The organism is Vibrio sp. 1562, assembly GCF_033340155.1.
GTDB classification, from domain to species: domain Bacteria; phylum Pseudomonadota; class Gammaproteobacteria; order Enterobacterales; family Vibrionaceae; genus Vibrio; species Vibrio alginolyticus.
The window spans coordinates 1-714 of sequence record NZ_JAWOVY010000319.1 but is presented as its reverse complement, the minus strand read 5'-3'; the positions used below and the strand labels follow the sequence as shown (position 1 = coordinate 714).

The 714-nt window shown below is 43.8% G+C and carries 2 protein-coding genes; both read right to left on the bottom strand.

Going from position 1 to position 714, the window contains the following annotated elements; all coding sequences use genetic code 11:
- The coding region (locus R7Z49_RS24940; RefSeq protein ID WP_318112374.1) for an ABC transporter substrate-binding protein at nt 1–333 on the bottom strand (333 nt) is incomplete at its 3' end.
- A 2-nt stretch (nt 334–335) separates the two neighbouring features.
- The coding region (gene mlaD / locus R7Z49_RS24935; RefSeq protein ID WP_318112373.1) for an outer membrane lipid asymmetry maintenance protein MlaD at nt 336–714 on the bottom strand (379 nt) is incomplete at its 5' end.

The window sequence follows — 714 nt, the reverse complement described above, 5'->3', positions numbered from 1 at the left end:
TGTCAAGACTTGTGCGTAAGACGCAATCAAGTAAGCACGGAACGCATCAACGAACTCTAGCACGTCTTCACGTTTTGCCCCTTTCAAGTTAGGGCCAAGCAGTTTTAGTGCTGCGTAACGGTCGTTGACGTAAGGCATCAGCTCTTGCTCAACAATCACCTTTAATAGATTAGGATCTTGTTTGATTTTTGGCTGTTCTGCTTTTAGTCGAGCAAATGTCACTTCTGCCACTTGCTTCATCATTTGATATGGCTGAGGTTTTTCCCCCTCTGCCGCGCCAACCCCAAAAGCGGTTAACACCACTGAAAATGAAAGTAATAATCCAGCTAACATAGTTATTCCTTACTTGAACCGTCTGAACCACCAACGCTGTAAAGTACCTGACCAATTAAGTCTTCAAGCACTAACGCAGATTTAGTGTCTTCGATGGTATCTCCGTCTACCAGCATAGCTTCGTCATCAAAAACAAACCCTGGTACTAAACCAATGTACTGCTCACCGATCAACCCTGACGTCAGAATTTGTACGCTGGATGTTTCTGGAAATTGATTGTACTGGCTGTTAATTGACAAGCTGACCACTGGCAATAAGTTATCTGGATTCAGAGTAATGTTACTTACACGACCGATAACCACGCCTCCAACTTTCACAGGAGAGCTTACTTTCAAGCTGCCAATATTATCGAACTCGGCTTTGAGGGTGTAAGTATCACCA